Origin of the sequence: Pseudonocardia pini (genome assembly GCF_013870575.1) — a bacterium.
In the GTDB taxonomy this organism is placed as follows: Bacteria; Actinomycetota; Actinomycetes; order Mycobacteriales; family Pseudonocardiaceae; genus Pseudonocardia; species Pseudonocardia pini.
Genome location: NZ_JACBXB010000531.1, coordinates 1 through 3,924 on the forward strand (window position 1 = coordinate 1; position 3,924 = coordinate 3,924).

4 protein-coding genes are annotated in these 3,924 nt (G+C 71.5%); all 4 read left to right on the forward strand.

All coding sequences use genetic code 11. The features are described from left to right. Nucleotides 1–265: 265 nt before the first annotated feature. Nucleotides 266–2,239 carry an alpha-1,4-glucan--maltose-1-phosphate maltosyltransferase gene (locus tag H5J29_RS24040; RefSeq protein ID WP_181783303.1) on the forward strand — a complete coding sequence of 658 codons (1,974 nt, stop codon included), beginning with the start codon at nt 266–268 and terminating at the stop codon, nt 2,237–2,239. Nucleotides 2,240–2,413: 174 nt separating this feature from the next. After that, a complete protein-coding gene (locus H5J29_RS24045) occupies nt 2,414–3,295 on the forward strand; it encodes an SPFH domain-containing protein (protein ID WP_246394216.1) in 882 nt (293 codons plus the stop codon). Between the two features lie 2 nt (nt 3,296–3,297). Further along, nucleotides 3,298–3,513, forward strand: coding sequence for a type II toxin-antitoxin system antitoxin (locus H5J29_RS24050; protein WP_181783305.1), 216 nt, complete (start codon nt 3,298–3,300; stop codon nt 3,511–3,513). Nucleotides 3,514–3,523: 10 nt separating this feature from the next. After that, nucleotides 3,524–3,924 (forward strand): GOLPH3/VPS74 family protein (locus H5J29_RS24055; protein WP_181783306.1); only part of this gene is annotated, 401 nt, incomplete at its 3' end.

Sequence of the window (3,924 nt, forward strand, 5' to 3'; positions counted from 1 at the left end):
ACCGGGAGCGGGTCGCACTGCTCCGTCGGGTGAGCGGGCCACGCGCCTGGAGCAGCGTGGGGTCACGCTCCGCGACGGGTTCCGCCCGCGCCCCCCGACCGTTCGCCGGCCGGTCGGTACCGCTCGGTGAAGAGCGTGTGAATCCGCGGCGCCACGCCCGATCCCGTCACACGGGGTATGGACTGACTGGGTACGGTTGTCCCGCACGCCACAGGGGTATCCGGGGTGCGAATCCGATCAGCGAGACACGGGGGTGGCGTCCGATATGACCGGTCGGCTCGGAATCGACGACGTCAGCCCCTGTGTGGGGGACGGACGCCACCCGAGCAAGGCGGTCGTCGGCGAGGTGCTCCCGATCCGCGCCACGGTGTGGCGCGAGGGACACGACGCGGTGGCCGCGAACGTCGTCTGGAAGCGCCTGGGCTCGCGCGAGCAGGCCGAGCACGTGCGCATGGTGCCCGACGGCGTCGGCACCGACCGGTTCACCACCACCGTCGTGCCGAGCGAGCCGGGCCTGTGGACCTTCCGCGTGGACGCCTGGAGCGATCCGTGGGCCACCTGGCGGCACGCCGTCGAGGCCAAGATGAAGGCGGGCCAGACCCCCGAGGAGCTGGCCAACGACCTGGAGTCCGGCGCCCGGCTGCTGCAGCGCGTGGGCCGCCGTCCCAGCGAGCGCGCCAACCGGGACCTGCTGTTCGGCGCCGCGAACGCGTTGCGGGACACCGCGTTGCCGCTGCGCACCCGGGTCGCCCCGGCGCTGTTCCCCGCGGTGCACACCATCATGACCGAGCGCCCCGTGCGCGAGCTGATCACCCGCGGCCGCACCCAGCAGGTCTACGTGGACCGCGAGCGCGCGCTGTTCGGCTCCTGGTACGAGTTCTTCCCGCGCTCCACCGGCGGTCGGGACGAGACGGGCCGGGCCGTGCACGGCTCGTTCGTCACCGCGGCCAAGGAGCTGGACCGGATCGCGGCGATGAACTTCGACGTCGTGTACCTGCCGCCGATCCACCCCGTCGGCACCGTGCACCGCAAGGGCCCCAACAACTCCGTGCACGCCGAGGCGGGGGACGTCGGTTCCCCGTGGGCCATCGGCAGCAAGGACGGCGGGCACGACGCGATCGACCCCGAGCTCGGCACGATCGAGGACTTCGACTCCTTCGTCGCCCGCGCCAAGGACCTCGGCCTCGAGATCGCCCTGGACTTCGCCCTGCAGTGCGCGCCGGACCACCCGTGGGTCGAGGCCCACCCGGAGTGGTTCACCGTGCGCCCGGACGGGTCGATCGCCTACGCCGAGAACCCGCCGAAGAAGTACCAGGACATCTACCCGATCAACTTCGACAACGACCCGGCGGGCATCTACGCCGAGTCGCTGCGGGTGGTGCTGCACTGGGTCGAGCACGGCGTGCGCATCTTCCGCGTGGACAACCCGCACACCAAGCCGCCGAACTTCTGGCACTGGCTGATCTGGCAGGTCAAGGCCCGCTACCCGGACGTGCTGTTCCTGGCCGAGGCGTTCACCCGGCCCGCGCGGCTGTTCGGGCTGGGCAGGCTGGGCTTCACGCAGTCCTACACGTACTTCACGTGGCGGACCGAGGCCGAGGAGCTGGCCGAGTTCGCGCTCATGCACGCCGAGCGTGCGGACGAGGTCCGCCCGAATCTGTTCGTCAACACCCCGGACATCCTCCACGAGTCGCTGCAGACCGGCGGCCCGGCGATGTTCGCGATCCGCGCCGTGCTGGCGGCCACGATGGCGCCCACCTGGGGCGTGTACTCCGGGTTCGAGCTGTTCGAGGGCACCCCCGTGAAGCCGGGCTCCGAGGAGTACCTGGACTCGGAGAAGTACGAGCTGCGGCCGCGGGACTACCACCAGGCGCTGAACGAGGGGCGCTCGCTGGAGCCGTTCATCGGCAGGCTCAACGAGATCCGCCGCGCCCACCCGGCGCTGCAGCAGCTGCGGGACATCCACTTCCACGAGGTGGACAACCCCCAGCTGCTCGCCTACTCGAAGACGGACCCGGCCACCGGGGACACCGTCATCGTGGTGGTCACGCTCGACTCCTTCGAGATGCGCGAGGGCTTCGTCCGGCTGGACATGCCGGAGCTGGGGCTGGGCTGGCAGGACTCGTTCGAGGTCACGGACGAGATCACCGGTGAGCGTTTCCACTGGCAGGAGCGCAACTACGTGCGCCTGACGCCGTGGGAGAACGTCGCGCACATCCTGCGCATGCACCCCGCCTGACCTCCTCTGCGCGAAGGGCCCGACCGGTCACCGGTCGGGCCCTTCGTCGTTCGGGGCTCCGAAAAACTGATATCACTATGCTATGGTTGCGACATCAGCCCCGGGAGAAGGGACCCAGAGATGATCGAGACGGCTCCACCACTCGACCCACGCGTCGTGCCGGACGTGCCGGACATGCCCACTCCGCAGGTCGAGGAGAAGCGGATCACCGGCGTGAGCGGGTTCGCCCTGCTCGCCGTCGTGCTGGTGCTGGTCCTGGGCGGGGTGGCCCTGATCGTGCTCGCCGCCACCGGCGAGAACCCCGCGGTGCTCGCCGTCGGGATCGTCGCCGTCGTGCTCGGGCTGGTGCTGTCGATCGGGCTCACGGCCGTCGCCCCCGGCGAGGCCCGCGTGGTCCAGCTGTTCGGGCGGTACGTCGGCACCATCCGCACCAACGGCTTCCGGTGGGTGAACCCGTTCACCAGCAGGCACAAGGTCTCCACCCGGATCCGCAACCACGAGACCGAGCTCGCCAAGGTCAACGACGCGGAGGGCAACCCGATCGAGATCGCGGCGGTCGTCGTGTGGCAGGTGCGGGACACCGCGAAGGCGAGCTTCGAGGTCGACGACTTCGTGGAGTTCGTGGCGATCCAGTCCGAGACCGCCGTGCGGCACATCGCCACCAGCTACCCGTACGACGACCAGGGCGGGCCCGGCCTCTCCCTGCGGCAGAACGCCGAGGAGATCACCCAGCAGCTCTCCACGGAGATCGCCGCGCGGGTCGAGTCGGCGGGCGTCACCGTCATCGAGTCGCGGATCACCCGGCTCTCCTATGCCCCGGAGATCGCCCAGGCCATGCTGCGCCGCCAGCAGGCGGGCGCCGTCGTCGCCGCGCGCGAGCGGATCGTCGAGGGTGCGGTCGGCATGGTCCGGCTGGCGCTCGACGGGCTGGCCGAGCAGAACGTCGTCGAGCTCGACGAGGAACGCAAGGCGGCCATGGTGTCGAACCTGCTCGTCGTGCTCTGCGGCGACCGCGACACCCAGCCGATCGTCAACGCGGGCTCGCTCTACCAGTAGGCATGGCCGAGCGGAAGAAGATCCTGCTGCGCCTCGATCCCGCTGTGCACGACGCCCTGGCCCGCTGGGCGGGCGACGAGCTGCGCAGCACGAACGCACAGATCGAGTTCCTGCTGCGCCGCGCGCTGGCCGAGGCGGGGCGGCTGCCCAGCGCCGCCGCCCCGATGCGCCGCCCCGGCCGCCCGCCCGCCACCGAGCCATCGGACGACCAGCCCTGAGGAGGCGACCGTGAACACCCCCGACACCCTCGCCGGACAGCTCTACCTGCTCGGCTGGGACCTCGACAAGCGCAGGCTCACCCACTCCACGCACCGCGGGCTGCTGCTGCGGGCCGCCGCGCTGACCGACCTCCTCGCCGCAGGCCTGCTGCGGGAGGAGAACGGCAAGCCGGTCCCGGTGCACGGTTCCCGGCCACCCGCCGATCCCCTGCTCGCCGCGGTGCTGGCGGAGGTCGCCGAGTCCGCGCGGCCCCGGTCGTGGCGGCGGTGGATCGGGCACCACGCGGGCCGGGCGGACCGGATCGTGCGGGACCGGCTGGCGGCGGAGCGCTGGGTCCGGGTCGAGCCGCGGCGGTTCCTCGGGATCATCCCCGCGGACCGGGTGACCGTCCGGGACACCCGCGTGGTCCG

What these genes read in the sequence shown, in the direction of transcription:
- H5J29_RS24040 (WP_181783303.1), top strand. Translation starts at nt 266, where the DNA reads ATGACCGGTCGGCTCGGAATCGACGACGTCAGCCCCTGTGTGGGGGAC.
- H5J29_RS24045 (WP_246394216.1), top strand. Translation starts at nt 2,414, where the DNA reads ATGCCCACTCCGCAGGTCGAGGAGAAGCGGATCACCGGCGTGAGCGGG.
- H5J29_RS24050 (WP_181783305.1), top strand. Translation starts at nt 3,298, where the DNA reads ATGGCCGAGCGGAAGAAGATCCTGCTGCGCCTCGATCCCGCTGTGCAC.